The organism is Flexithrix dorotheae DSM 6795 (genome assembly GCF_000379765.1).
Lineage (GTDB): Bacteria > Bacteroidota > Bacteroidia > Cytophagales > Flammeovirgaceae > Flexithrix > Flexithrix dorotheae.
On sequence record NZ_KB903430.1, the window covers coordinates 576,936 to 603,294 of the forward strand.

Here is a 26,359-nt window from a genome sequence, read left to right on the forward strand (position 1 = left end):
TTTTATTAAATATTTCATCTTTCTAATTCTTCGTTTTTTTATTTAAAATTGAAATTAACTTTATAGCTCCCCCTTTACTCCTGATGAGTAGCAAAAAAAATTTCTTTAAAAACCTTTTAACAGTTGGCTCCTATAATCAGATTGCATTACTGATCGGATTTTTCACCTCTTTTATTGTCCAAAGATTAGTTTCTCCCGAAGCTTATGGTACCATCGCTTTAATAACTGTATTTTCCGGATTTATAGCCATATTTTCAAATGCAGGATTTAGCTTCGCTGTGATAAAAAATGATTATAGCAGTGCTTTTCTCAATCAACTTTCTTCACTTTGCACCTTAACAGGATTTATCCTTTGCATGATTTTATGTGCGCTGGCTTACCCGATTTCATTGTTTTACAATAATGCAGTTTTAATTCCTATTGTTTTTGTAGTTGCCTCTAATTTCATTGTTCAGGCAATATCCATTATTCCCAAGGCCAAGCTTCAAAAGCAACACCAGTACGGGTACATTGGTAAAATATTATTGATTGGCCAATTATTTAATACCGGGTTTTCAATTGTTTTGGCCTACCTGGGATTTTCCTATTGGGCTATTATTATTCCCCAAATTATTTCATTTGCGGTACAATCTTATTTCCTGATTAATAAAACCAGTATACTCCCCGGTTTCTATTCTATGAGTACAATCCGGGAAACATTTAAAGAAATAAAATCACTTTTTGGCAATATTTCAGGTTTCAATATTCTTAATTATTGGGCAAGAAATGCAGATAACCTACTCATTGGAAAATTATATTCGGAAGCTCAATTGGGGATTTATAACAGAGCCTATTTTCTATTGACCCTGCCCCTGAATACCCTTAGCAATGTTATTGGCCAGGTACTACTCCCTACATTCAAGGAACTAAAAGATAAAGAAAATACTATTGAGCCTCAGCTTACCTATTTATTAGGTATGCTCAGTATTTTGGTTTTCCCCATATCCGTTGTACTTATTACTGTCCCAGATTTACTCATATCCATCATTTGGGGGAAAGACTGGCTTGATGTAGCCATTTATCTGCCTTTTCTTGGAATAGTACTTTTTGTACAGGCCATGTTATCCCCGGCCGGGCAAATTTTTATTTTACATAATGAGGAAAAAACGCTCTTTAAAATGGGAATCGTAAATAGCTTTATACTTGTTGCCTCAATCGCCTTTGGTGCAATTTACTCCATCAGGCATATTGTATTGTTTTATACAATTTCGAATATTTTACTTACGACACCCATCATAATAATTGTTGGGTTCAAAAACACTTTCCATTTTGGAAATAGCAACCTCATAAAATTCTGGATACCCAAACTTTTTCTACTATTTTCAATATGCCTATCAGTCTGGTACAACATTACTTATTTAAAAGTATTATTTTTGGGCCTTTTAAGTATCCATTTACTTCTTTCTGAATGGCAAAGGTTGGGTTCATTTAAGGAAATGGTCATAAATATTATTAGCAAAAAGAAATAAAACATCAGGAAGCTATTTCTTTTTAGTAAACATCTCAAATTATAGGTTTTCGGGAAAATTTTATGCAGAACAAAGACAACTGGAAGGAAACAAAGTATTTTTTAAATAATGGAAAAATCAAACTTAATTTAAAACACATCAATAGCCGGTCGGTTTTTCTAAATTTCACCATTTTAAAGGCCTATCACAGGATTATTAACAAATATTCCTCAGGGCTGTTGTTAGATTGCGGTTGTGGACATGTTCCCTATTATTCCATGTATAAAAACCTGGTAAAAGATAATTACTGCGTGGATTGGGATACAAGCAGCAATAAAAATCAATATCTCGATAAAATCGCCAACCTTAACGAATCTATCCCCTATCAGGACGATATGTTTGACACAGTGCTGCTGACTGATGTTTTAGAACATATTTCCAACCCCAAAAATCTCGTTTCCGAAATAAACAGGGTCCTTAAAAAAGGAGGAAAAGTTATTATAACGGTACCTTTCTTTTACTGGATTCATGAACCACCTCATGATTTTTTCAGGTATACTGAATTTTCTTTGACCAACTTTTGTGAGGAAAATAACCTAAAGATAATTGAACTCGAATCTTATGGTGGACTTCCCGATGTTATGCTGGATTTATTTAATAAAGCTTTCATCAGCAACCCCCATATTGCCAAACTTTACTTGTCTTTTTGTAAAATAATTTCAGGTACATTTTTTTACAAAAGATTTAGGAAGAACACACTTCGATCTTTCCCCCTTGGATATTATTTGGTGGCCGAAAAAATGTAATAACTAATGAGCAGACTAACAGTAGTTACCGATTATTATCCCTACTTAACAGAAACCTTTATCTCCAGGCAGATTAATTATCTCCAGCCAATTGTAATTTCAAAAAGAATAGATAATCATATTTTTAGCAAATTCCATCCTAACTACAAACCTGAATATATAGCCCTGGAAAAAGGGGAACCTTCTTTCCAGAAAAAAGTATTAGATTTTCTGAATCTCCTTCAATGGAAATTTTTAAATAAACCTGTATTTTATTGGAATAAAGATTTAAAGAAAAATTTATGCAGAAACCTGAAAAGGATAAATCCGGATGTATTACTTGCACATTATGGTACAACAGGGATTAATTGTATGGAAACCTGCAAAACGCTTAAAATTCCATTAGCTGTCCACTTTAATGGTGTTGACGCATCTTCTTTACTGGACAATCCATATTATTCCCAGGATTTAAAAAAACTTTTTCAGAATGCTGAAAAGTTGATTGTGGTAAATAGTGTAATGAAGAAAGAATTTTTAAGATTAGGTTGTGCTCAGGAAAAAATAGAAATAATTCCATATGGAATACCATTGCAAGAATTCCCATACCTCAAAAGAAATTTTAATGGCACTTTTGAATTTATTGCGGTAGGTAGGTTAGTTCCAAAAAAATCCCCGGTTAGCCTTGTAAAAGCCTTTGAAATTTGTGCCTTAGCAAATCCAAATGTTAAACTTACCATTATTGGAGGAGGAATATTAGAAGAGGAACTACGCTCCTACGTAGGAAAAAGTATTTATAAGGAAAAAATTGACATTCTTGGAGCACAACCCCTTGAAGTCATCAAATCAGAATTAGCCAAAGCTCATACCTTTTTACAACATTCTGTTACACCCAAAAATAAGGACAAGGAAGGTTGGCCACTGGCAATAGCAGAGGCATGTGCCAGTGGCTTACCCGTTATTTCTACCAATCATACAGGAATAAAGGATCAAATTATTCATGGAAAAACAGGATTCCTGGTGGATGAATATGATTATAAATCTATGGGTAAATTTATGATTGAAATTTCGAGTAGTTTTGAAAAAGCAATGGAAATGGGGCAAAGATCAATGGAAAATATCCACCTGAATGGAAATTTTACCACCCAAATTCAAGCATTAGAGGAAGTATTAAGTAAGATTGCAAAAAATTGATCAAATGAAAAAATTAATAGCCAACATATTAAGTAGTTTAGGATATGAAATCATCAAGAAATCTCATTTCTTAAATTTAAAGAAAACACCACCTGACATAGAATCGGATGAGGAATTTATGGAAATTTATGCGAAATGCTACCCATTTACCATGTCCTCAATTCCAAGAATGTATTCCCTTTATCAGGCAGTAAAGTATACTGTGGCTAAAAATATTCCTGGTGACTTTGTAGAATGTGGGGTGTGGAAAGGTGGTAGTTCAATGATCATCGCCCATACGTTAATGAAACTGGGCATAAACAATCGAAAAATTTATTTGTACGATACATTCGATGGTATGAGCGAACCTACTCAAAAGGACATAACTGTAAGAGGAGAGGATGCAGATCAACTTTTAAAATCGGCTGAAAAAGAAAGTGATTATTCTGTATGGGCTTATTCCCCAATTGAAGAAGTAAAAAATAATTTATTTGAAACGTCTTACCCTAAAGAAAATCTTGTGTTCGTAAAAGGAAAAGTAGAAGAGACTATACCACAAACAATCCCTCCTAAAATTGCCTTATTAAGGTTAGACACTGACTGGTATGAATCCACTTATCACGAATTAGTCCATTTATACCCTATTCTAGAAGAGAAAGGGGCATTAATTATTGATGACTATGGCCATTGGCAAGGGGCACGAGAAGCAGTTGATACCTATTTCAAAGAAAATGGAATTATTCCAATGCTGAATAGAATTGATTATACTGGTAGGATTTTTATTAAAAATTAATGCATTAAGGTAAAATAATCAATTGTAGATTAGGGGTATCGTGTAATTTATCTGTAATATTAAAAGAAACCTTATTGGAGTTTTTAGAATTATTTCAAGAAATTCTATAAAGTTTTCTTTTCTTTTAAATAGAATACATTTTTCAAATATTATATAGATTAAAATCACTACTACCTAACTTCAATTATATTTTATTTTGGCAAGATTACTACCTTTTCCAATTTCAAAATATTTCAGAGTCCTGTTTTTTACAGTCTTTTTCGGCTGTTGGCAAAATCTTGTGGCACAGGAAAACGATACAATTCCAAAAGATAATGAGGTCCAAAACTTTTTATCTCAGACCAGGCAGGGAAAGGGATATTTGGGTTTTAACTTTGGTATTGGTTTAGGTTTTAGAAATGAAAACCTTACTTTTTCAAATAGCACTGTTTTGGTGGAAGTGAATTTTATGCCCACCATTGGAATTTTTGTGTTCAATGGTCTTCTTATTGGAGCCAGTTATGACAATTTCAACTCTGTCGCCAGTTTCGGATACCAGGATTTTTACGCGCTTTATCTTCAGAATATCAATTTTACCACCAGGTATTATACAAAAGGAGGATTATTTTTGGAAGGTCAACTAGGTGTTGGTCAGGGCAATGAAAATTTCAAAAGATTCAATAATGAAACTATCAATGAATTTGATTCCAAAAAAATTGCTTTCGGAATAGGGCTGGCCAACTTCTGGACAAGAAAATTCAACTTTGAATTAATGCTAAAATATTCTGTGATGGATGCAGAGTATAATTCCATCTCTGATGATTTTTCATTAAATGGATTAAGACTTTCGGCAGGGATTTCCTATTCATTAGGAAAATATTAACCCCCAACTTCTTCTTTTGGCTACATTAACTTAGGTTGTTTGGAATTGCATGATAAACAATCCATATTTTCTATTGTTTTATTTCTTTAAATTGCTTGTTTTTAATTTTTGATACTTATATTTATACAGTATTGGCTTCTTATCTCTGCTGGTACACAACTCACAATTCACTGGTATTCAAGCATAAAACCAAATTACTAATTTTAGTATCAATTATTTTTAAAACATTTTTTACTTTATCTTCAATAATTAACAGGAGCATTGACTATGCAATCAAGGAGACAAAAAGTTCTTATCCTCAATGGCGATTACCGTGCTTTATCCATTTGTAGTGTTTATAAAGCATTTCTCCTTGTTTATCTCAATAAGGCTGAAATTGTACATAAAGCTAAAAATGCTTATCTCCATACCGTAAATAAAGCATACGAAATTCCCTCGGTTATCCGGCTTCATAAATATGTAGCCATTCCTTATAAAGGAGTAATGATGAGCCGGCAAAATATCTTCAAAAGAGATGGAATGAAATGCGTTTATTGTTCCTCGAAAGACGATCTTACCCTTGATCATGTGTTACCCAGATCCAGAGGTGGAGGTACCAACTGGAATAACCTTGTGACCGCTTGTAAAAACTGTAATGCAAGAAAGGGTGATTATCTGCCTGATGAAATAGGAATGGAACTTCCTTATAAACCTTATAAACCTTCTTTTATCATGTTCTTAAGGGATTTCTCTGGGATAAGTGATGAAAGCTGGAAGCCCTTTCTTCAGATTAACAGGAATTAATTTTTCGTACAATTCAGGAACTATTTATGCCATCCAGCCTTGCTTCAATAACCTTATCCCAGTTTTTTTAATAAAAAATTGAAATTTCTAATATAATTAATCCCCCTTCACTATAATTTTACGTGGACGATTTTTCCATAACAACAACTATAAAATTAATACTGGCTCACAACTCCCTATGCCTAATTAGTGAGGGAAACCAGTGATCAAACACAAAAACATTGAAAAACAGACGACACTTTTTAAAAAAAGCAGGAATCCTTACCACCGGCCTGACAATGGCAGGGCAACTTGGGTTTCCGGCAAATGAACACAAACAAATTATTAAACCACAGCCACTAAAAAAGGGAGATACCATTGGAATTGTAGCTCCGGCTTCTGCTGTTCCAGATCCTGAAAGGGTTAAAGAATTTGTTTCTTTTTTAGAATCCAAAGGGTACAAGGTTATGATCGGAGAGCATGTATTCGAAAGATTTGGGTATCTGGCGGGTACAGACGAGCAAAGAGCCTCTGATATTAACAAAATGTTCGAAAATCCAGAAGTGAAGGCCATTATTGCCGCCAGAGGAGGATGGGGAGGTGCCCGGTTGCTGGAACTAATAGATTATGAGCTGATCAAAAATAACCCTAAAATTATTATGGGTTATAGTGATGTTACTTCCTTGTTATTAGGCATTAATCATAAAACTGACCTGATTACATTTCATGGCCCTGTAGGCATTTCGGACTGGAACAAATTCACCCTGAAAAATTTCACCAAACTGGCCATTAAAAATAAAACGATAAAACTGAAAGGCCACAAAAAAGATGAAGAAGACCTTGAAAAAGGCCGGTTTATGATTAATGGAGGAAAAGCTACAGGAAAATTGTATGGAGGTAACCTGACCGTATTATGCACCATGATAGGTTCCGAATATCTACCCGATTTTAGCGGAAGTATATTGTTAATTGAAGATGTAGGGGAAAGAGTTTACAAGGTGGACAGGTATCTGGTACAATTAAAACTTGCCGGAGTTTTAGATAAGGTAGCCGGAATAGTTTTTAGTTCCTGTAATAGCTGCGACCCGGAGGAAATTCCCGAGAAAGGATTTTCCCTCAAACAAATCCTGCAACAAAATATTGAGCCATTGGGTATTCCAGCATTTTTTGGAACCATGATAGGTCATATCGATGAGCAGTACACGCTTCCCATAGGAATGGAGGTGGAAATTAATGCAGATAAGGGTAAAATTAAATTATTGGAACACGCCCTGAAAGATTAAAGCATCAAAAAAATAATGGTACCAACCTCAAGGAATTATTTGAAGTTGGTACCAATTTTATTTATCACGAAAAGGATGGATCAATTAAAATCGATATTTTCCTGTTCGTGTAATTCCATTGTATCTAAATCCAGGCAAAGCAACTTTCCCATAGCTTCTATCTCGCCAGCATATACACAGCCATTATCCAATGGAATAATGTGGCTATTAGTGTCTATAGCATTTTTAATGAATTCATATTCTACAGGCGTGTGGCCATGAACCACCTTTTTGCCCAACTCTATTTTATCTGCCCAGAAACCCCTCATCCAAATCATGTCTTCGTAATTCTTAAAAGGCTTTTTGGAATTGAAGTTAAATCCTGCATGAACCAGGTAATAATCATCAAGGATATAATAGTAAGGCAATTTTTTACAGAACTCAATATATTTCTGTCGGATGTGGCCTTCACCACACATCAGGTCAGAAGCATTATTTTTTTCTAAACTCCATCTTACCAGATTTTCATCCTGAATAGCCAGTTCAATAAGCATTTGCTCGTGATTTCCCCTTAGCGGAAACACCTGGAATTCATTTTTTAATAAAGAGAAAATAACGTTAAAGACACCACTACTGTTCGGTCCTCTGTCTACAAAGTCTCCAAGTAGAAAAAGCTGGTCTTCTTTTCTTAATTCAATTTTCTTTATTAAGGCCTTAAAGCTTTGATAACATCCATGTATATCTGCTATTACAAACCTTCTGCCTGTTTCTGGTTTGGGAATATGAAAATAATATGGGAAAGAATTGTTATTTGAGCTCCTATACAATTTCCCAATTACCGATTTTAATTTTTCTAATGCCAATAGTTTATAAGTTATAGTTGTTAGTAATAATGTCAGTTGTGTACCGGGTAATAATTGGATATTGGCAACAATAATTCAGCCTATTTATTACCTGTATACACTTTTTAACAAAATGCGATAAAAATAAACTGATGCTAGTAATCTTAGTGTGAAGTCAGATTTTATTTTTTAGCAAAAAAAACAGCCCTGGCTTTTGGATAATAGCAATTTGTGGGTTTTTCCTTAAATTTCCTTCCCTTAATGTAGGTATTTTTTCTCTAATTTCCACAATTGATTGCCTTAATTTCAAAATTGGATTTTATTCCAATTTTGAAAAAAAAGTAAAAATCTTGATCAAAAATTACATTCCCAATTTACATATTTTCATAGTCCAATGTGGCGCATTCATTGCATCCGGCCACAGGCGTCCAGATTACATTATCATAGGTAATTCCCAAAAAAGTATTTCCTGAAACAGCATATTCCTGCCTGGTAATACAGCCAATAAAAACACGATTGTTACTTCCGGGATATAACCCTGATAAACAACCAAAACTTTCTACTCCTGCATTTTCACTACAAGCGGAAAACATCAGCAACATAATGAAAAAAAATATCAGTCTTTTAAAAAGTATCATATGCAATCCTCTGATTATTAATGCCTTTTAACAGGCTCTCTTAAAGTCTTGTAAAATTAAGCTACCGGGAATTGATAAAAAGATAATTATGAAAAAATTTCGAACTCGTCTCAATTGAAAGTTTAAAATAAGTTAAATTGCAACCTTTTTCAGTCCTTTTACAGGATAAAAACGGCAGATTTTGAATTCAAAAAAATGCAATAAATCAACCCCAATTGTATTTTTTTTCCAATATTTGCGACAATTTTTATAAACCGTGGAAATCAAACCATAATAATAATGAAAGTTTTAAAATTTGGAGGAACATCAGTTGGATCTCCAAGCAGGGTGAAGCATGTGGCGAACCTTATTACAAATGGTGAAAAGAAAATTGTAGTACTATCAGCAGTATCGGGCACTACGAATAGCCTGGTTGCCCTTTGTGAAGCTTATCAGAAAGGAGATACAGCAGAAAGTGAAAAAATAATACTACAATTCCGGGAAAAATATACGGGATTTATAAATGAATTATACGCTGGAGCTGATGAGAAATATGCAAAAAAAGCCAGCGAAAAAATTAATGAGATCATTGATCTGTTAGCCTCATTTTCCATTGAGAAATTCTCCAATAAAACAGAAAGAATTATTCTGGCTCAGGGAGAACTTATGTCAACCCAATTAATGCAGTTTTACCTTGAATCTACCGGGGAAAACTCTGTTTTGTTGCCAGCGCTGGAGTTTATGAAAACTACAGAAGAGGAACCAGATGATGAATTCATAAAAGAAAATTTGCAAAAGCAACTTACTCAATATTCAGATTGCCCTCTTTTTATCACTCAAGGGTATATTTGCAAAAATGAGTTTGGTGAAATTGACAATTTAAAAAGGGGGGGAAGTGATTACACTGCTTCAATCATTGGAAAGGCTGCCGGTTCCAGCGAAATCCAGATCTGGACTGATATTGATGGTATGCACAACAATGACCCAAGAATTGTGGATAAGACATTCCCTGTTCGTGAATTAACGTTTGAAGAAGCTGCCGAGCTGGCTTATTTTGGTGCAAAAATTCTGCATCCATCCAGTATTTTACCTGCACAAAAAGCCAATATTCCGGTAAAGCTGCTAAATACAATGGAACCGGAAAAAGAAGGAACCAAAATTTCTTCCGAGGTAAAACGAGAACGGAAAATTGCTGCTGTTGCAGCAAAAGATGGGATTGTAGCCATAAAAATCAAGTCTTCAAGAATGCTTTTTGCTTATGGTTTTTTGAGGAAAGTTTTTGAAGTTTTTGAACAATTTAAAACTCCAATTGATGTCATTACTACCTCAGAGGTAGCCGTTTCTGTTACCATAGACAAAACAAATCATTTGGAAGAAATCTTAACTGAACTAAAGATTTTTGGCGAAGTAGAATTTGATCAGGACCATACCATTATTTGTGTAGTGGGCAAATTTCTTCAAAAAGATACAAGAATTGCCGCACAGGTAATTTCTGTGTTGAAGGATATTCCAATCCGGATGATTTCTTACGGTGGAAGTAAAAATAACATCACTATTTTAATTCATAAAGACTATAAAGTTCAGGCACTGAAGGCACTGAATGAAGAAATCTTTTTAATTGAAGAATAAAAAGGACTTGGGCTAATCCCACAGCCCAGGCTCCACAATTTCAATACAATGGTGGTCAGGATCTCTAAAATAGAATGATTTGGTACCATTTCCCCAAAGGTGCTCGTGCTCAATGGATATTCCGGAGTCGAGCACTTTCGCTTTATAAGCCTCATAATCCTTTTTCTCACACTCAAATGCCAAATGCAAATTTCCAGAACCAAAATGAGGGGGAATCTCTTTCTCATTTTTGGTGGATTCTGAATTAAAACAAAGAAAAACCGATGTTCCCGCCCTGAAAAATACATGCCTTCCTGGAACAAAAGATATCATTTTCAAACCCAGTTTTTCAGTATAAAATGCCTTGGTAATTTCCAGGTCATTTACATACAAACAGGTTTCCTTTATTTGTGTAAAATTCATAATCGTTTTATTTATTAATAATGAAAATTTTAAGGGCATTTTTTGCAAAGATCCCCAGAAAAGTGATGAATGGTATGATAAATTTAGATGGTAATACCTAAATTTGATTTTTCTTATATACTCATTACCAATTCATCCAAAATTATTAGAATCGCTTGAAAACACTAGTTAGGTTTATCTTTTCAGCATTGGCTATATTAGTAGCCTCTTATCTCCTTGAAGACTTTGGCGTACATGTCAATAATTTTACAACCGCTGTTGTAGGGGCAATTGTTCTCTCTTTACTTAATTTTTTCATTAAACCTATTATCACCATTCTCACCATTCCTCTTACCATCCTTACTTTAGGATTATTTTTATTTATCATCAATGCCCTGATTATTTACATGGCAAGCGGGCTTGTAGGAGGATTTGAAGTAGAAAATATATGGAGTGCCCTGTTATTCAGTATTGTATACTCCATTACCATGTCCTTTTTCGATTTTCTATTGGGATATAACAAAAATGATTAATCTACGATAATACCAGCAGAAAGTCTGTCCAAACAAAATTCATAAGGTTTATAGTTGAATTTACATTCTGATCGAACGCTCATGCTACTCTTAATTATTTAATGAATATGATACTGGACTTTTGGGGAGGGAAAGCAGCTAAATATGCTTTGCTCTTTCCCAATATTCATCCATTTCTGCCAATGTCATTTCCCCCATTGACTTCCCATCTTTTTTAGATTCTGATTCCAGAAAGTTAAATCTTTTAATGAATTTCTTATTCGTTTTCTCCAAAGCCGTTTCCGGGTTTATCCCTACAAACCGGGCATAATTAACCAATGAAAAAAGCAAATCTCCAAACTCGGATTCCGCTTTTTCTTTATCAATTTCTTCGTTTTTGGCCACATTAAATTCTGCTTTAAATTCCTGCATCTCCTCTTCCACCTTCTCCCAGACTTGTTCTTTTTTCTCCCAGTCAAAACCTACTCCCCTGGCTTTTTCCTGAACCCTAATGGCTTTCACCATGGCTGGCAATGATTTGGGCACTCCGCCCAGAATGGTTTTATTTCCTCCTTTTTCTTTTAATTTTAATAATTCCCAATTCTGTTTTACTTCCTTTTCTGAATTTACAGTTTGATCACCAAAAACATGTGGATGCCTGGAAATCAACTTATCACAAATCCCAAACAACACATCAGCGATATCAAAATCATTGGTTTCTGAAGCTATTTTGGCATAAAAAACCATGTGCAGCATCAAATCTCCCAGTTCCTTTTTTATTTCGGGAAGATTTTTTTCCAAAATAGCATCTGACAATTCATAGGTTTCTTCAATGGTGAGGTAGCGAATGGACTCCATGGTTTGTTTCCGGTCCCAGGGACATTTTTCCCTGATTTCGTCCATAATGTACAATAGTTTTTGGAAGGCTTCCGACTTTTGTGCTTTCGTAGAATTTGGCATGCTTAATTTCAATAAGAATTATTAGAAGCCCAAATTTAGAAGTTTTGAATTTGGATTTTTAGCTCCACAGCTAAATTTTTAGGGTTGTAATATATATCTGATCAGACATGGGAACTTTAAATTTAAATACTACGCCAATTCAGTTCATTTAATAATTCAGAAAAGAAAATTTTAATTACCTGTAATCACCACTGGTTGATTTTATACTCAATTTGGTAGAAAATTCCTGGATTAAATAAATTCAATTCTTAATTTTCCAGTATAAAGCATTTTTAAAATTTCAATATGAGAAGATTAATTATAGCCGCCATTTTTCTGGGAAGTTTTCAGTTTTCAATTGCCCAGAAAAATCAATCCATAAAAAAAAGTAAAACCGCACCTGTAATCGATGGGAATATTTCCGATTGGGAGTTCGACTGGCAGGGGGATGAAAAGCTCGCCTACACCATTTGCGAACATGAGAATGTTTTTTATGTCAGGTTAAAACCTTTGGACGAAACTACCGAAAGGAAAATAATCATGTTTGGATTAACTCTAATGCTGGATGGCAGAGGCAAAGAGGAAGGAGAATTTGGCATAACTTTCCCAACCAGTAACCAGGAAAGAATGATGCAGTACCGCCAAAATAACAGACAAAATAATGCAAATAGCCGCCAAAGGACGAGATCTGGTGCACCTAATGAGGAAGAAAGGGCACAAAGGCAACTTGTTATTAAACAAAAATTAGTGGAAACTTCCAAGGAATTTATCATTTCTGGGCTTACTGACAATCCTATAGTGGGTAATATTGAAAATGAAAATAGTGGAATCGAACTTGCCCTTGGCCTGGATGAAAACAATATGGTTGTATATGAAGCCAGAATCCCCAGAGAGGTGATTAAAATAAAAGAAAAGAAAACCGGATCTGAACTGGCTATAGGCTTTGAAACTGGCTTTTTGGACGTAGAAGCCATGAATGCAGCCAGGGCACAAAAGGCAGATGAAAGAAGATCCAGGGCAGGACAGAACCCCACTGCAGAAGGGGCTCCCAGAACTGGAAGACCTCAGGGAGGGGGAAGAAATGGAATGAATACCGAAGAATTATCTGTCCCTACTGTAGTCTGGGAAACAGTTACGTTAGAATAAAATTTTCAACCCAAAGGAAAACTCAGATTGGTATAAATCCAATCTGAGTTTTTTTTCTTATGAAAGTAGTTTTTCCATAACCTCCCAATGTTCATCTTTCAGGGAATAAAGATCGAAGAGGGCAACTCCACTTCCACCTGATTTTAAAGAAATCTGATAAGCTTTTTTCAACTCTTTAGGTGAAAGAGAAGGCACAAACAAACCAGAATAGATCGGCTGGTTATTGTTTACAAAAGCAACTTCCTCTTTGGTTTTTTCCCCAACCCAGCTCAGTTTTTCATTGTAGAAATTATGATAAAGCATGGGAAGGAAAGCATCCAGATTCCAGGTTTTCCATTCCTGACGAACTGCGGGCCAGTTCGGAAAAACTGCAGCAGTTACCATTTTATTTTGCTTTCTGGCTTCAGGGGCAAGTTTTCCATTAACCAGATTGGAAACACTATCCTGACGGAACTGCTTCCACTCTACATTGGCTGATGGATCTTTCAAATCTTTTAATGGATCAATACCTGTTTGGGCTTTAAAAGCTTTTCTGCAATGCTCGGAGTAAGAATAATCGTATTGGGGATATTCCTTATCCTGCACGATGTTGTATTTTGGTTGTAGCGCCTCTGCAAGAATAACATCGGGTAACCTTACATAATCCAGATGAACGCCATCCAGGCCTTCTACTTTTGCCAGGTTCTCTACATTTTCTCTGATAAATTCCTGAGCCTCAGGGTGGCAGGGACACAAAAATTTGTAATACCCTACATAAGCCGGTTTAGTGGCAGCAGATTCACCCAGACCATTTACCGCATACCACTCAGGATGCTCTTTCACGATTTTTTCGTTGGTGCATGGCATAGTCCACATCCAGCCATGCATTTCCAGACCAATTTCCTTACAGATAGGAATTAGCTTTTCCAGCAAAGCCTCTTTTACGGGAAATTTACTATTCTCAAAATAAGTCACATTTCCATTATACACTTCCAGTAAAACAGCATCAAAACCCGTCTTTTTTACCTTCTCCAGGTCCCTTTTCCAGGCCTCAATAGATTGCTCTTTTGGCCTCGCCCAAATCCAGTTTTTAGTGTTTTTTTTTGCCAATGGGTTAAAAGCGGTATTTTCCATTAAATAGGGACTGGCTAATAAACCAAGGCTGGTTTTCCCAGCCATTTCAAGAAATTTTCTTTTGTTCATCATGTATTATTTTTTTAATGTTGTATCCCAGCATTTTCCATCTTCCCGGATATGCCAGACTTTCTGTTGGTCTATTATTGGAAATTTAATTTCAAATTTTGAAGCAGTAGCCTCCATTTTTAAATCTTCTGAGAAACGCCATTCCGATTCTTTTTGGAGGGTGGTCAGATCCTCACTATACTTTTTATGCTTTTTGAAATAGGCTTTTTGCAGGTAATAAAGCTGCCGCAATTCCCATTTCACTTTTTCTTCTGCTTTCTCCACAAAGTCCGCTGGGCCCTCTCCTGCCACTATTTTAGAAAATTGCACAAATCCCCACATCTCGGGTTTGTGCATGGCAATTGCCCCCTGAGGCGCCCAAACCCAATTGTATTCCGGAAGATTTTTTCCCGTTTCCGGATCTGTCTTTTTGATGTATTGCCCTTCTTTCCACTCTGTATCCCAATGCACTCTTGAGAAATTCACGCGCCATTGTTCTCCATTTTCAGGGCTTTTTTTGTTTGAGTAAAAATCATTAAAAGCTTTCCACGGGATAGCCAGTTCTACCGTCCATTTTTCATCAATATCTTCCCCATTATTTAAAGTCCCATCCAGGTGGATTCCTTTTTTCAATCCATCAATATCCCAGGAAGAATCGGCCGGACCTCCATCCCTGTAAGGTTTCTTTAAGATCAAATCCCAAACAGTTCCCAATGCATTGATTTCAATTTCATAATAATGGTGTGTATCTCCATCAGGATCTATAAATACCTCAAAATCATTTTCATGAAAAATCACTGCATCTCTTTTAGTGATTTCACTCCAAAGATTTGGTTCTTCCAATTCTGCAGCTATATAGAAATATTTCTTGTCCCAAAGCATTTTCACCCTTGTGCTGAACTTTGGAGCAGGATGGTCCCTGCCAATTATATTAATAAAATCTGAGGTCCAGGCAACCTTCCCCCATTCTTTTTCTTCCAGTTTTCCGTCAATTGATATGGAGGAGGCAGGCTGGTAGGCCACATAATGGCTATTTGGCATTTTCTCCTGTGCACTTAAAAAGCAGGGAAGGAACATCCCAAAAGTAATGATGAAGTAAATAAATGGATTCCTGTTTTTAATCATACTTATTTGATTTACGAAAATTCATGCAATAAACCGCTGATTTATTGTCCAAAAATAGCATAATTTTAATTTAATATGCTTGTATGATCAGAATTTACCTTGTTGTAGCCATAAAAAAAGCATCCCAATCGGATGCTTCCTCAATTCTTAAGATAAAAATCTCTCTTTATAATTTATCTTCCAAAGCCTCCATTTTGGCAAAGGCTTCCGTTTTGCCCAACTCAAATGATTTCTTATAAAGATCGTAAGCCTCTTGCAAAGCTTCCTTTTTCTTTTTTGGCGCCAGTTTTATTTTTGAGGCCACTTCTTCGGTTTTTTCGGCTCTGGCAAAATAAGAATCTGCCTCTTTTTTAACAGCTTCCTCACCCAATGCTTCTATTTTTTCCTCCAGGGTCATCAACTCTTCTTGCTTTTTCTGAATAGCAAGTTCCTGCTCTGCCAGTTGCTGTTTTTGCAACTCCACGGTAGAAATTAGACCATCATTTTCTGTTTTAAATCTTTCCACCTGTGCACTTAATTCCACAATATTTTTTTCTTTTTCATCCAAAGATTTTCTCAACTTGTTGATCATACCAGAAAGTGTCTGATTTTTTCCATCACTTTTGGCCAGTTGATCCTCTAATTCTTTTAACCTGCTCTTCGTATTTTCAATATTACTATTGATATTGTTCAGTCGATCAGTATAATCTTCATAAGTGGTACCTAATTCAAGATTGAAATTAAGCACATCCTGAGACGATTCTATGGAATCAAGCATAATATCGATTTCCCCAAATTGATCGAGCATAGTCGTATTTGCTACATTCGTACTGTCCAGAGCGGCCTGGGCCTTAGCCAATTCAGCTTTCAACCTCTCTTTTTCACCACAGGAATTTAATAAAAACAAAAAAGGTAAAAATGTAAGTATCAGGAATTTAGATTGATTTTTCATGGGTTTTATTTTTGATGTTAGAAGTCAGAAATTAAAAATTGGATTTAAAAGTAATGTGCTGCAATTTCTTATTTTTTAAGAACCCTGCAAAAGATTTATGTATTTTTCGAATTACCTGGATACAAAAAAAGGCCGGAAACCTTCCGACCTTTATATTTTTTTGAATCTGATAATTTAATTATCCTTTATTCTGAAGTTTAATCAAATTCAATGCAGATCCTGCTTTAAACCACTCAATTTGTTGCGCATTATAAGTATGGTTCAATTTGATGCTATCTTTCGATCCATCCGCATGAACAACCTCTAATGTCAATTGTTTTCCTGGCGCAAACTGATCCAAATCAAGGAAATTGAAGGTATCATCTTCCTGGATTTTATCATAATCAGCTTCATCATCAAAAGTTAAACCCAACATTCCCTGCTTCTTTAGGTTGGTTTCGTGAATTCTGGCAAAAGATTTCACAATTACCGCTCTAACTCCTAAATGCCTTGGTTCCATAGCTGCATGCTCTCTGGAAGAACCTTCACCGTAGTTATGATCGCCCACAACTATCGTTGGAATACCAGCAGCTTTGTATGCTCTCTGAGTAGCAGGAACTTCACCATACTCTCCAGACAATTGGCTTTTAACTTTATTAGTTTCCTGATTATAGGCATTTACAGCACCAATCAGACAGTTATCGGAAATATTATCCAAATGTCCTCTAAACCTTAACCAAGGACCAGCCATTGAGATATGGTCGGTAGTACATTTTCCATGAGCTTTAATTAATAATTTAGCTCCGGTAATATTTTTACCATCCCAGGCGGCAAAAGGCTCTAATAACTGAAGTCTTTTTGAATCAGGTTTTACCACTACTTCAATTCCACTTCCATCCTCTGCAGGAGCCTGATAACCAGGATCTTCTACGTCAAATCCTTTTGGAGGCAATTCCCAACCAGTAGGTGCGTCTAACTTCACTTGTTCTCCCTTATCATTGGTAAGGGTATCAGTCATAGGGTTAAATCCTAAATCACCTGCAATAGCCACAGCAGCAACAATTTCCGGAGAGGAAACGAAAGCGTGTGTATTAGGGTTACCATCAGCTCTTTTTGAGAAGTTTCTGTTAAAAGAGTGGATAATGGTATTTTTCTCCTGCTTTTCAGCACCAGCCCTTGCCCACTGACCAATACATGGTCCACAAGCATTGGTAAATATTTTAGTGCCTAATTTTTCGAAAGTCTCAATAAAACCATCTCTTTCAATCGTAAATCTCACCTGCTCCGAACCAGGGTTGATGCCAAATTCAGCTTTGGGTACCAAACCTTTTTCTACAGCTTGTTTGGCAATAGAAGCAGCTCTGGAAATATCCTCATAAGAAGAGTTAGTACAAGAACCAATTAATCCCCACTCCACTTTTTCTGGCCAATCGTTAGACTGTGCCTCTTTCCTCATTTCCGAAATAGGGGTAGCTCTATCCGGAGTAAACGGACCGTTCACATGTGGTTCCAGTTCAGAAAGATTAATTTCAATTACCTGATCAAAATACTTTTCTGGTTCAGCATAAACTTCAGGGTCACCAGTAAGGTGATCAGCTACCTTATCGGCAAGATCTACAATATCAGCTCTTCCGGTTGCCTTAAGATATCTTCTCATAGAATCATCATAACCGAAAGTAGAAGTGGTTGCACCAATTTCTGCACCCATATTACAGATAGTACCTTTACCAGTACATGACAATGATTCAGCACCTTCTCCAAAATATTCTACAATTGCACCAGTTCCTCCCTTTACGGTAAGAATTCCGGCCACTTTCAAAATCACATCTTTTGGAGCAGTCCATCCGCTTAATATACCAGTCAATTTCACCCCGATTAATTTAGGGAATTTTAGTTCCCAGGCCATTCCGGCCATCACGTCTACAGCATCAGCACCACCTACACCAACAGCTACCATACCTAAACCTCCTGCATTTACAGTGTGAGAGTCGGTACCAATCATCATTCCACCAGGGAAAGCATAATTTTCCAATACTACCTGGTGAATAATTCCTGCTCCAGGTTTCCAAAATCCAATTCCGTATTTATTGGAAACAGAAGAAAGAAAATTAAAAACTTCGTTATTTTGATTCAGCGACTCCTGTAAATCTTTACTTGCACCAATTTTAGCCTGGATAAGGTGGTCGGCATGCACAGTTGAGGGCACTGCAGCTTTACTTTTTCCAGCCTGCATAAATTGTAACAATGCCATTTGGGCGGTGGCATCCTGCATAGCCACTCTGTCGGGGGCAAAATCAACGTAGGACTCTCCACGGCTGAAAGCTTCAGAAGCATTCCCGTCATACAGGTGAGTATATAATATTTTTTCAGCCAGGGCCATTGGTTTCCCAACAACTTTTCTTGCAGCTGCAATTCTTTCATCCATGCGGCTATACACCGCCTTAATCATTTCAATATCAAATGCCATAGTACATTTACGAGATTAAATTGTATTTAATAGTAACCAATCCGTTTTCAGATGCAAATCTACAAATTATAAGAAATCTTATTCACCTCTTGTTTTATTTAAAATTTTTAAAAATAGTAAAATCCCAGATTTTAGTAGATAAGTACCCGATTTTTTATTATTATTTTTATAAATAAGTTTAGATTATTAATTTTTAAACAAAAAGAAAATACCAAGTTGTTCCAACTCGCTCCACTATAAAAGTAATTGCCCTTTTATTCCAACTTAAGTGGTTGGACAGAAATAACTACCTTATAGTTGGTCACCTGGAGCAGAGCTCCATTCCGGGAGCTCAACTGATCGATACTAAGATGTAGTTACTCTACAATAAAAAAATACCCGAAGTGGGATTCTGGTTCCTAGTTCGATTAAATTTTCACCATGATATTCCTCAGAAAAGGTTCTACAAATGTACGGTTAATTATTTGATTTTTCACTTGTCGGTAATTTGGAGAGATTATTTACCTTCGTAAAATCAATTCCAAATTTTCAAAAGAATGGCGGATCAAGCTCTTGTAAAAAAAATTCGGTTTAAAGACGATCAGAAAGCGCTGTTAATGAATGCCCCGGCCAATTTTGCCAACCGGCTTTCTGACCATGAAATAAGCGCTGCTATTCCCCTCGAAGCAGAAAAATTTGAATTCATTTTGCTGTTTGCTACCAATCAGCAGGAGTTAAATCATTTTGGTCCGCTTTTATTTAATGCCCTGGAGCAGGATGGTTTACTTTGGGTGGCTTATCCCAAAAAATCTGGCAAAATCACAACTGATCTTACCAGAGATACAGGTTGGGAAATTTTGAAGGATTATGCACTTACTGGAATAAGTATAATTTCCCTTGATGACACCTGGTCGGCTTTAAGACTGGGAAAAGTGAAAGGAGGTTCTTCAGGCATGCTGGCAGAACTGTATAAAGGTGAGCATGAGAAATTAAGGACTTTATATGAAAAGGTAGAAGAATTTACGCTGTCCCTTGATAAAAAAATCATCCTAAAACAGCGGAAAAATTATTCTCCTTTTTATGCCAAAAGGCAATTTATGGCTATCAAACCAGTAAAAGGAAAACTGGTAATCGGTTTACGCCTGCCTGCTTCTTTTCAATCGGCCTTACCTGCAATTGACATTATTCCATTTAAATTGAATGAATCCTTAAATTTCGCTTTGATAATGGAAAAGGAAGAAGAATTTAATGATGCAGTAAAAAATCACATTAAGGCGGCTTTTGAATTTAAGTAAGCAAATAATTTACTTTGTCAACCAATCCCGTGCCTCTTTCTCAGATTCGAAATGCTGGGTCTCCGTTACAATTTTACCCACTTCATCAATTGTTTGCACGATGGAAATCCTGGCGAAAAAATCCTTACTGACTATAAAAGCCTGTTTCTGCACATTATTACTGACATAATACGGATAAATTTCTTCTGCCATCCAGGTTTGGACTAATGGATCTATGGTAAATCCAAGCTCCCTTGAATCAACTAATAATTTTTCCGGTCTAAACTTTTTAATTCCCCCTACCCAATGGCTGAGATTTTCCTTAAACTCCATTTCGTTCATTTCCTTGGAGTCCTTAAACCATATGGATTTTAATAAAGATTCCTCTTTGTCAAAAGTGATTTCTTTATATCGACTTCGATAATATTCCTGCATACTTATAAAAATTCATAAAACAGATTCAACACATCCCACAAGTGGGATTTCAAATCAACTAAGGATTTGGCTGATTAACTTCAGCCATAAGCCAATGGAGAGCCTGTTCCTCTAACTCAAAAAATTGAGATTCAGTGGTTATATTTCCTACTTCCTGCACACCCTGCATAATAGAGATTCGCGCAAAAAAATCATTGCTCACCAAAAACGCCTGCTTTTTCACTTCATTCTTTGTGTAAAAAGGATAAATATTTTCTGCCATCCAAATTTGCATTCCGGGTGAAATAGTAAATATAAACTCCCTGGAGTCAACTAATAAACGTTTTGGTAAAAATTGTTTAATTCCATTTGCCCAATACAACAATTCTTTTTTCAAAAGCTCCTCTGTCATGTTTTCAGATTCGGAAAACCAGGTTGCTCTTAATAATGAATTCTCATCATCAAATTGGATAGAAATATTTGCACTTTTGTAAAAATTAAACATTACCAGTTGGTATTAAAAAAATCTTAAAAGTGGGAATTTATTGGAGTTTTAAGTTAATGAAATAACTTAATTTGGGCTTATCCGAGCCCGGTTGGTACAGGGTGGCTGGCTAAATGTTTTTTTGTAAAATTACAAGAATTTTCAATATATCCTATATTAAAAAGATGGAAAAACGAATAATAGAATATGGCAAGTCATTTCTGAAAATAAACCAAAAATTTAATCTGGAAGCAAAGGGTATGAATGTTACTCCTCCTTCTGTTTCAGGGGAGACTACTATTCCCTTTGCCTTGAAAAACCCTATTGCCTCAGCCTCCCTGGAGGCCATAGCAAAGGGGAAATTAGATCAAAACACAAATGCTAAAGCTGTAATAGTGGTCTCTGACAATACCAGACCAGTTCCTTATAGGGGAAAAAATGGTCTGATGTTGCATATCATTAGAGAATTACTGGATGCGGGTTTTACCCAACAACAAATTACTGTAATTATTGGAGCGGGTTCTCACAGGAACATGGAACCAGTGGAAACAGAGGAAATGATGGGATTGAAAGAATCAGGATTTGGAAAGGTAAATATTGAAAACCACGAATATGACAATGAAAATCACCTGGTAGAATTGGGACATACCCGAACAGGTTCATTAGTGAAGCTCAATAAATTATATATAGAAGCCGATCTGAAAATTGTTACCGGATTGGTGGAAAGTCATTTTATGGCAGGTGCTTCCGGAGGAAGAAAGGGAATTTGCCCGGGAATTGTGGGAAAAGAAACATTGAAACTATTCCACGGACCTAAGTTTTTGAGTTCCTCTCAGGCAGCGGATTTAATCTTGGAAGGAAACCCACTTAATGATGAAGCCCTTGAGGTAGCACAAATGGCCGGTTGTGATTTCCTGGTCAATGTAACCATTGATGCGGCAAAAAACCTGACCGGGGTTTTTGCCGGAAATCTGCTCAAAGCCCATCAGGAAGCTGTAAAAACCATTAAAAGTTATGTTACCGTACCTCTGGCAAAAAAATATGACATTGTCTTAATTCCTGCAGGGTTCGTTGGCATCAATCATTATCAGGCTGCAAAAGCCGCAATTGAGGCCGCAAGGGCTGTAAAGCAAAATGGGAAAATAATAATTGTGGCAAAAAATACAGACACTGACAAAGTTGGGGGCCCCGGCTACAGAAAAGCACTTGCTTTGCTCAATCAGCATGGGAAGGACAAATTTATGGAAATGATCAAAGCTCCGGGATGGGAAATGATTCAGGAACAATGGCAGGTTCAAATGTGGTGTAAAGTTTTTGATGTTATTGGCACTCCTGAGAATCTTATTTATTGCAGCCTGGATATCGCCAAAGAAGAATATAAAAATATTCCCGGAATTGCTGGCTTGGATTTTATTGCCAATGAGGAAAATGGGAAAGATGAAATAGAAAAAATGGAACTAATGCTGGAAAAGGCCATGGATTTCGCAATTGAAAATAGTGAAGGAAACCCGGAAATTTTATTACTAAAAGATGGCCCTTATGGGGTACCGGAAGTAAAAGAATAAAATTATTTCAGGGTTGGAGGATAAAATTACTACTGGTAATCCCGTTCGTTCATTTCAAAAACTTCCTCTATTTCACCAAGCTCAATGCTTTCAATTACATCGAAACGCCTTAATTTGGATAGCACCTCAAAACCTGTTTTTCTCAATTTCCCGAAACAGGTATGGTTGCCATCCAGGTGTTTCACATTGGCCTGGTCAAGGCAAATAATAAATTGTGAGCCATTGGTATCCCGACCGGAGTTGGCCATAGAAAGCACGCCTTTGTCATGGAATTGCTTTTTCCCTTTCAACTCACATTTTATAAAATAACCAGGGCCACCCGTACCATCTCCGTTGGGGCAGCCCGTTTGTATCAGGGTGTCAGGAATATACTGATGGAAAATCAATCCATTGTAAAATTCCTGATTGACTAAATCACAAAAATTTTCTACAGTACCAGGGGCATCATTCTCATAAAGTTCAAACTCCATCAGGCCCTTGCTGGTATGAAATCTGGCGACTTTCAAGCTACAATAAACTTAAATCCGATTGCATGAACATTGATAATCTGGATGGCCGGGTCATCCTTTAAATACTTTCTCAACCTTGACATAAATACATCCAGACTTCGTCCTTTATAGTAGTCATCATCACCCCAAATCTCCTGAAGGATATATTCTCTACGGATCAGGTCATTTCTGTGCTTAAACAAGAACCTTAGCAATTCCGCCTCTCTTGTAGTCAGTTTCCTAAAATCATCACCAAGGTATAATTTCTGATAAGGAAAGTCCAACACGTAATTGCCGATTTGTAATTTCACATTATCATTATCCTCCTCCACTGGAGTTTTGGGCTTACTTTGCTGCCTCTTAAGAATTACCTCTATTCGAAGCAACAACTCCTCCATATCGAATGGCTTGGTAATGTAATCATCCGCACCAATCTTAAATGCCTTAATTTTGTCCTTGGTTAGCGTTTTAGAGGTAATGAAAAGAATTGGAACAAACTCATCAATTTTTCTTACTTCCTGGGCTAAGGTAAATCCATCCTTATACGGCATCATCACATCAAATATGCAGATGTCGAAATTATAATTGTTAAATGTGGTAAGGCCGGCTTTTCCATTGTCACAATAAATGACATCATACCCACGGATATCAAGATATTTTTTTACCAGTTTGGCAATGATTCTATCATCCTCAACAAGTAGTACTTTAACTTTTTTACTCATCTTAAATAGCTGTATGATTAGATATTTACTTTTACTATTTTTATAATGATTCCCATAGTTGGGATTCATATAATTATCTTAACTCACAAATTGCCAATAAATTACAATTTGTTAATAAATACCAAATTGTATTTTTTTATTAGCTAATTAAAAATTGAGTCTTTCTTATTTACATTTATTAACAAAACATAAACATACACTCATTATTTTAAATAGTAAAATTATTTCAAATAAAAATCATCCAAATTATATCCTTCTAAAATATGTTGTGGGTTTAAACAGCTCAATCATTTCCAAGTTTCTGAAGAAAATTAATTTAAAATTCCACAAAATCCGGATAAATAAAGCTTGAGCAAAAACTGATTGATGAAGAGGTTATTAAAAATATCACTGACCTACCTGGTTCCTGCTATTTTTATAGCAATATTGATCTATGGGCTAAATTTCAATCACCAGATTCGATGCATTTTGGTGGAATATGACCTTTCTTCTCTAAGAAAAGAAACTGATAATTTATATGTTTCTGCTGGAATGGATAAAATTGATGCAGCCCTGCTCAAGGAAAATATTGAGGCATCAAGGAAAAGGCTGAGCCATTTCTTTGATACAGTTTATGCCAATCCTGTCTTTTTAGCTGGAGATTCAGAAAATTTTATGCGGACTTATGGCGCTCAACTTAATAGTCCTGGAATGAATCACATTACCCCAATCGGTTCTTATATTGTTTTAGGTCCCAAAGGATTGAATAGGGATGTCATTAGTCATGAACTGGTCCATGCAGAACTGGTGTACCGGGTAGGCTGGTGGAACAGGGAAATGGAAATTCCCACCTGGTTCGATGAAGGTCTGGCCTTAATGCTGGATTACCGCTACAAAGATTCGGATGCTATGTGGAATATTTTAACTAAAAAAGGGGAAGAGGCTCCATCTTTAAAAGAACTGGAAAAAATGAAGGACTTTATCCGGATTACACAAAAAAGCCCCTACTTGTCTTATGTCACTTCTATGCGGGAAGTTTCCAGATGGTGGAATGTAGTAGGTTTAAATGGTTTTGCAGAATTTACAGACCGCATAAAAAATGGAGAACATTTTCCGTCTGCCTACAAAGAGACAGAAAATAAGTTCTCCAGAATGACTAAAAAATAATTTGGGGGCTTCTCCTATTCAAACTTCACTCCTTCTCCAAAATAATCGGCCGGGTCTACAGGTTGATCGCCTTTTAGTATTTCATAATGCAAATGAGGTGCTGTAGACATTCCCGAAGAACCTACTCTGCCAATTAGGTCGCCTCTTTTCACCTCTTGTCCTTCTTCCACTAAAATCTCATCTAACTGGGCATATCTGGTAAAATAATTTTCATCGTGAGCCAGTGTTATCAGCTTACCATAGCCACCATTTTTAATTTCAGCTCCCTTCACCTCGCCATCCGCAGTAGCATAAACCCCAGTTCCGGTGGGGGCCGAAAAATCTACTCCCCGGTGCATTTGTCTTTTCTTATGAATAGGATGGGTACGCATGCCAAATCCTGAAGTCATTTTATGCATTTCTTCTCTTTTGAGGGGTAACATATCCGGGATACCCTTGTCCTGCTGAGGCTGGTGAGCCACAGAAAGCATTTCCGGAGCAGGTTGTTTAACCAATTCATTTTGATTGACATTTTCGTTTTCCTGTTTACAAGAGAAACAAAACATTAGCCCGCCAATAAGGGGCATTACGATCAGGTACTTTAATTTTTGCATAGTTTGTATTTGATTTTGATTGATTTTCTGTATTCTTCTTTTGATGGGAATATTAGCAAAATGATTAGCAACAGTACTTTTCTGCTGCCTGATCGCCATTTTTAATACCAGCTGGAAATAATTGGAGATGCCAAATTTCCCGGCAGTTTGTCCATCGGCAATAAACTCATGATTTTGTTCAATAGCCTTCTTATAAAGTCCCAGAAGTGGATTGAACCAAAATATCACTTTTAGAACTTCTACCAATAATATATCTAGTGAATGCCATTCCCGAGCATGTACTTCTTCATGGGCAATTACCTGTGCCTTTTCACTTTCGGTCAATCCTTCAGGATTAAGAAAAATCAACCTGAAAAATGAAAATGCAAAGGGTTTATGATGAATTTCCACCAAAGAAAAGGATCCATACTTTGTTACTTTTCCATTCAAAGCCATCCTGATAATACTCAAGATATTCCTCTTCAATTGAAAAAAAGCAATGGAGAAACCTGTTATATAGATAAGCAGACCTAGCCAATAATATACTCCACTTTCTGAGTTTTCTACATTCCCAAACTCTTCCATAGGCATTCCTTCTTCTATTACCAGCAGTACCAGTTGGCTTTCAACATGCTCTACTACTTTTCTGGAATCTGTCATTCCATTTGGTAAAAGATCATTAAATATGTTTGGATCAATTTGAAGTAAAGGAATAAAAAAGCTTAATCCCAGTGCCAATAGCAGGAAAATTCTATTCCATTGGTACAAACCAACTGATTGTAAAACCCATCGATAGAAAAGGTAAAATACAATTAGGCAACAAGTGGAAGAAAGTAAGTAAATGATAAGGTTATTCATGAAAATT

26 protein-coding genes are annotated in these 26,359 nt (G+C 36.2%); 13 read left to right on the plus strand and 13 right to left on the minus strand.

Annotated elements, in window-relative coordinates:
- Positions 1-83: 83 nt before the first annotated feature.
- From A3EM_RS0102420 to A3EM_RS0102455, 7 genes are all read left to right on the plus strand, one after another.
- A complete protein-coding gene (locus A3EM_RS0102420) occupies positions 84-1,508 on the plus strand; it encodes an oligosaccharide flippase family protein (protein ID WP_020526572.1) in 1,425 nt (474 codons plus the stop codon).
- A gap of 62 nt (positions 1,509-1,570) precedes the next feature.
- Complete coding sequence (locus A3EM_RS0102425) at positions 1,571-2,293, plus strand: methyltransferase domain-containing protein (protein ID WP_020526573.1); 723 nt, start codon at positions 1,571-1,573, stop codon at positions 2,291-2,293.
- 6 nt (positions 2,294-2,299) lie between these two features.
- A complete protein-coding gene (locus tag A3EM_RS0102430) occupies positions 2,300-3,463 on the plus strand; it encodes a glycosyltransferase (protein WP_020526574.1) in 1,164 nt (387 codons plus the stop codon).
- Between the two features lie 4 nt (positions 3,464-3,467).
- Positions 3,468-4,235: a TylF/MycF/NovP-related O-methyltransferase gene (locus A3EM_RS0102435; protein WP_044237303.1), complete on the plus strand. Its 768-nt coding sequence runs from the start codon at positions 3,468-3,470 to the stop codon at positions 4,233-4,235.
- A gap of 196 nt (positions 4,236-4,431) precedes the next feature.
- Entirely contained in the window at positions 4,432-5,097 is a 666-nt protein-coding gene (locus tag A3EM_RS0102440; RefSeq protein WP_020526576.1) for a hypothetical protein, read from the plus strand.
- Between the two features lie 267 nt (positions 5,098-5,364).
- Positions 5,365-5,880 carry an HNH endonuclease gene (locus tag A3EM_RS0102450; RefSeq protein ID WP_020526578.1) on the plus strand — a complete coding sequence of 172 codons (516 nt, stop codon included), beginning with the start codon at positions 5,365-5,367 and terminating at the stop codon, positions 5,878-5,880.
- Between the two features lie 221 nt (positions 5,881-6,101).
- On the plus strand, positions 6,102-7,142 hold the full coding sequence (locus A3EM_RS0102455) for a S66 peptidase family protein (RefSeq protein ID WP_026210060.1): 1,041 nt from the start codon (positions 6,102-6,104) through the stop codon (positions 7,140-7,142).
- An 80-nt stretch (positions 7,143-7,222) separates the two neighbouring features.
- Here A3EM_RS0102455 and A3EM_RS0102460 read toward each other — a convergent pair whose 3' ends face one another.
- Together A3EM_RS0102460 and A3EM_RS0102470 are read right to left on the minus strand one after the other, a co-directional pair.
- Positions 7,223-7,984 carry a metallophosphoesterase family protein gene (locus tag A3EM_RS0102460; protein WP_020526580.1) on the minus strand — a complete coding sequence of 254 codons (762 nt, stop codon included), beginning with the start codon at positions 7,982-7,984 and terminating at the stop codon, positions 7,223-7,225.
- A 353-nt stretch (positions 7,985-8,337) separates the two neighbouring features.
- Positions 8,338-8,601, minus strand: coding sequence for a hypothetical protein (locus tag A3EM_RS0102470; RefSeq protein ID WP_157637710.1), 264 nt, complete (start codon positions 8,599-8,601; stop codon positions 8,338-8,340).
- A 279-nt stretch (positions 8,602-8,880) separates the two neighbouring features.
- Here A3EM_RS0102470 and A3EM_RS0102480 point away from each other — a divergent pair, with 279 nt between their 5' ends.
- Positions 8,881-10,209 carry an aspartate kinase gene (locus A3EM_RS0102480; protein ID WP_020526584.1) on the plus strand — a complete coding sequence of 443 codons (1,329 nt, stop codon included), beginning with the start codon at positions 8,881-8,883 and terminating at the stop codon, positions 10,207-10,209.
- Between the two features lie 12 nt (positions 10,210-10,221).
- On the opposite strand, the gene A3EM_RS0102485 is transcribed toward A3EM_RS0102480, so the two are convergent.
- Positions 10,222-10,611 carry a VOC family protein gene (locus A3EM_RS0102485; protein WP_020526585.1) on the minus strand — a complete coding sequence of 130 codons (390 nt, stop codon included), beginning with the start codon at positions 10,609-10,611 and terminating at the stop codon, positions 10,222-10,224.
- Between the two features lie 155 nt (positions 10,612-10,766).
- On the opposite strand from A3EM_RS0102485, the gene A3EM_RS0102495 reads away from it, so the two are divergent.
- Positions 10,767-11,123, plus strand: a complete 357-nt coding sequence (locus tag A3EM_RS0102495; RefSeq protein ID WP_026210062.1) for a phage holin family protein — start codon at positions 10,767-10,769, stop codon at positions 11,121-11,123.
- Between the two features lie 138 nt (positions 11,124-11,261).
- On the opposite strand, the gene mazG is transcribed toward A3EM_RS0102495, so the two are convergent.
- Positions 11,262-12,062, minus strand: coding sequence for a nucleoside triphosphate pyrophosphohydrolase (gene mazG, locus A3EM_RS0102500; RefSeq protein ID WP_020526587.1), 801 nt, complete (start codon positions 12,060-12,062; stop codon positions 11,262-11,264).
- 285 nt (positions 12,063-12,347) lie between these two features.
- Between mazG and A3EM_RS0102505 the strand changes: the two genes are divergently transcribed.
- Positions 12,348-13,187 carry a hypothetical protein gene (locus A3EM_RS0102505; RefSeq protein ID WP_020526588.1) on the plus strand — a complete coding sequence of 280 codons (840 nt, stop codon included), beginning with the start codon at positions 12,348-12,350 and terminating at the stop codon, positions 13,185-13,187.
- Between the two features lie 57 nt (positions 13,188-13,244).
- On the opposite strand, the gene A3EM_RS0102510 is transcribed toward A3EM_RS0102505, so the two are convergent.
- The 4 genes from A3EM_RS0102510 to A3EM_RS0102535 all read right to left on the minus strand — a co-directional run bounded on the left by A3EM_RS0102510 (position 13,245) and on the right by A3EM_RS0102535 (position 18,850).
- Positions 13,245-14,372, minus strand: coding sequence for a family 10 glycosylhydrolase (locus A3EM_RS0102510; protein WP_245576480.1), 1,128 nt, complete (start codon positions 14,370-14,372; stop codon positions 13,245-13,247).
- Between the two features lie 3 nt (positions 14,373-14,375).
- Positions 14,376-15,473 (minus strand): carbohydrate-binding family 9-like protein, encoded by a 1,098-nt coding sequence (locus tag A3EM_RS0102515; protein WP_020526590.1) that lies wholly within the window; start codon positions 15,471-15,473, stop codon positions 14,376-14,378.
- 166 nt (positions 15,474-15,639) lie between these two features.
- Complete coding sequence (locus tag A3EM_RS0102520) at positions 15,640-16,404, minus strand: hypothetical protein (protein WP_020526591.1); 765 nt, start codon at positions 16,402-16,404, stop codon at positions 15,640-15,642.
- 178 nt (positions 16,405-16,582) lie between these two features.
- Positions 16,583-18,850, minus strand: coding sequence for an aconitate hydratase (locus A3EM_RS0102535; RefSeq protein WP_020526592.1), 2,268 nt, complete (start codon positions 18,848-18,850; stop codon positions 16,583-16,585).
- 536 nt (positions 18,851-19,386) lie between these two features.
- Between A3EM_RS0102535 and A3EM_RS45425 the strand changes: the two genes are divergently transcribed.
- Positions 19,387-20,124: a DUF5655 domain-containing protein gene (locus A3EM_RS45425; protein WP_020526593.1), complete on the plus strand. Its 738-nt coding sequence runs from the start codon at positions 19,387-19,389 to the stop codon at positions 20,122-20,124.
- Positions 20,125-20,133: 9 nt separating this feature from the next.
- On the opposite strand, the gene A3EM_RS0102545 is transcribed toward A3EM_RS45425, so the two are convergent.
- Both A3EM_RS0102545 and A3EM_RS0102550 read right to left on the minus strand, forming a co-directional pair.
- Entirely contained in the window at positions 20,134-20,538 is a 405-nt protein-coding gene (locus A3EM_RS0102545) for a hypothetical protein (RefSeq protein WP_020526594.1), read from the minus strand.
- A 58-nt stretch (positions 20,539-20,596) separates the two neighbouring features.
- On the minus strand, positions 20,597-21,022 hold the full coding sequence (locus A3EM_RS0102550) for a hypothetical protein (RefSeq protein ID WP_020526595.1): 426 nt from the start codon (positions 21,020-21,022) through the stop codon (positions 20,597-20,599).
- 164 nt (positions 21,023-21,186) lie between these two features.
- Between A3EM_RS0102550 and A3EM_RS45430 the strand changes: the two genes are divergently transcribed.
- On the plus strand, positions 21,187-22,566 hold the full coding sequence (locus A3EM_RS45430) for a lactate racemase domain-containing protein (protein ID WP_020526596.1): 1,380 nt from the start codon (positions 21,187-21,189) through the stop codon (positions 22,564-22,566).
- 29 nt (positions 22,567-22,595) lie between these two features.
- On the opposite strand, the gene A3EM_RS0102560 is transcribed toward A3EM_RS45430, so the two are convergent.
- A complete protein-coding gene (locus A3EM_RS0102560; protein ID WP_020526597.1) occupies positions 22,596-23,072 on the minus strand; it encodes a peptidylprolyl isomerase in 477 nt (158 codons plus the stop codon).
- A complete protein-coding gene (locus A3EM_RS0102565; protein WP_026210063.1) occupies positions 23,069-23,776 on the minus strand; it encodes a response regulator transcription factor in 708 nt (235 codons plus the stop codon). The genes A3EM_RS0102560 and A3EM_RS0102565 overlap by 4 nt, the downstream gene beginning before the upstream one ends.
- A gap of 366 nt (positions 23,777-24,142) precedes the next feature.
- Between A3EM_RS0102565 and A3EM_RS45435 the strand changes: the two genes are divergently transcribed.
- Positions 24,143-24,922: a DUF1570 domain-containing protein gene (locus tag A3EM_RS45435; protein ID WP_020526600.1), complete on the plus strand. Its 780-nt coding sequence runs from the start codon at positions 24,143-24,145 to the stop codon at positions 24,920-24,922.
- A 14-nt stretch (positions 24,923-24,936) separates the two neighbouring features.
- On the opposite strand, the gene A3EM_RS45440 is transcribed toward A3EM_RS45435, so the two are convergent.
- Positions 24,937-26,352: a peptidoglycan DD-metalloendopeptidase family protein gene (locus A3EM_RS45440; protein ID WP_020526601.1), complete on the minus strand. Its 1,416-nt coding sequence runs from the start codon at positions 26,350-26,352 to the stop codon at positions 24,937-24,939.
- Positions 26,353-26,359 lie beyond the last annotated feature (7 nt).

Coding starts and splice junctions, on each gene's coding strand:
- A3EM_RS0102470 (WP_157637710.1), bottom strand. CDS start 8,601: ATGATACTTTTTAAAAGACTGATATTTTTTTTCATTATGTTGCTGATG.
- A3EM_RS0102535 (WP_020526592.1), bottom strand. CDS start 18,850: ATGGCATTTGATATTGAAATGATTAAGGCGGTGTATAGCCGCATGGAT.
- A3EM_RS0102510 (WP_245576480.1), bottom strand. CDS start 14,372: ATGATGAACAAAAGAAAATTTCTTGAAATGGCTGGGAAAACCAGCCTT.
- A3EM_RS0102550 (WP_020526595.1), bottom strand. CDS start 21,022: ATGTTTAATTTTTACAAAAGTGCAAATATTTCTATCCAATTTGATGAT.
- A3EM_RS45435 (WP_020526600.1), top strand. CDS start 24,143: ATGAAGAGGTTATTAAAAATATCACTGACCTACCTGGTTCCTGCTATT.
- A3EM_RS45425 (WP_020526593.1), top strand. CDS start 19,387: ATGGCGGATCAAGCTCTTGTAAAAAAAATTCGGTTTAAAGACGATCAG.
- A3EM_RS45440 (WP_020526601.1), bottom strand. CDS start 26,352: ATGAATAACCTTATCATTTACTTACTTTCTTCCACTTGTTGCCTAATT.
- A3EM_RS0102450 (WP_020526578.1), top strand. CDS start 5,365: ATGCAATCAAGGAGACAAAAAGTTCTTATCCTCAATGGCGATTACCGT.
- A3EM_RS0102425 (WP_020526573.1), top strand. CDS start 1,571: ATGCAGAACAAAGACAACTGGAAGGAAACAAAGTATTTTTTAAATAAT.
- A3EM_RS0102565 (WP_026210063.1), bottom strand. CDS start 23,776: ATGAGTAAAAAAGTTAAAGTACTACTTGTTGAGGATGATAGAATCATT.
- A3EM_RS0102545 (WP_020526594.1), bottom strand. CDS start 20,538: ATGCAGGAATATTATCGAAGTCGATATAAAGAAATCACTTTTGACAAA.
- A3EM_RS0102520 (WP_020526591.1), bottom strand. CDS start 16,404: ATGAAAAATCAATCTAAATTCCTGATACTTACATTTTTACCTTTTTTG.
- A3EM_RS0102430 (WP_020526574.1), top strand. CDS start 2,300: ATGAGCAGACTAACAGTAGTTACCGATTATTATCCCTACTTAACAGAA.
- A3EM_RS0102435 (WP_044237303.1), top strand. CDS start 3,468: ATGAAAAAATTAATAGCCAACATATTAAGTAGTTTAGGATATGAAATC.
- A3EM_RS45430 (WP_020526596.1), top strand. CDS start 21,187: ATGGAAAAACGAATAATAGAATATGGCAAGTCATTTCTGAAAATAAAC.
- A3EM_RS0102505 (WP_020526588.1), top strand. CDS start 12,348: ATGAGAAGATTAATTATAGCCGCCATTTTTCTGGGAAGTTTTCAGTTT.
- A3EM_RS0102515 (WP_020526590.1), bottom strand. CDS start 15,473: ATGATTAAAAACAGGAATCCATTTATTTACTTCATCATTACTTTTGGG.
- mazG (WP_020526587.1), bottom strand. CDS start 12,062: ATGCCAAATTCTACGAAAGCACAAAAGTCGGAAGCCTTCCAAAAACTA.
- A3EM_RS0102485 (WP_020526585.1), bottom strand. CDS start 10,611: ATGAATTTTACACAAATAAAGGAAACCTGTTTGTATGTAAATGACCTG.
- A3EM_RS0102420 (WP_020526572.1), top strand. CDS start 84: ATGAGTAGCAAAAAAAATTTCTTTAAAAACCTTTTAACAGTTGGCTCC.
- A3EM_RS0102480 (WP_020526584.1), top strand. CDS start 8,881: ATGAAAGTTTTAAAATTTGGAGGAACATCAGTTGGATCTCCAAGCAGG.